The 369-nt window shown below is 59.6% G+C and carries 1 protein-coding gene; it reads right to left on the reverse strand.

Going from position 1 to position 369, the window contains the following annotated elements:
- A partial coding sequence (locus tag RZO55_RS02970) for an MFS transporter (protein ID WP_318062805.1) occupies positions 1-369 on the reverse strand: 369 nt, incomplete at both ends.

Raw genomic sequence — 369 nt, forward strand, 5'->3', positions numbered from 1 at the left:
AACACCTTCCCGGAATCGAGTCGCTCCGTCCAACTTGCAACGGCCCACTGGCACAGCATGACCATCGTGCCGTTCACCGTCATCATGACGGCAAACACCCTTTGATAATCGACAAAATGGTCCCTCAGATGGATCGGCAAATTGGTATCCACTTGACCATAGAGGAGGGACATGGGGACGGTCAGCGTTGTCAGGAGAAAAAGGGGAAGGTGTTCCCGCCAGCGCCAAGCCCCCCTCCACCCTCCGCCGCTTCCCTTCTCCGGCCCTTTTGCCGGTTTCGTCTCGGGGATCAGCCACAACACGGCCGCACAGAACAGGAACAGCGATCCGGCCGCCAAACCGAACACCAGGGCCGGGTTCGCCCTGAAC

The organism is Clostridium boliviensis, assembly GCF_033342255.1.
Classification (GTDB): domain Bacteria; phylum Bacillota; class Clostridia; order Lachnospirales; family Lachnospiraceae; genus Lacrimispora; species Lacrimispora boliviensis.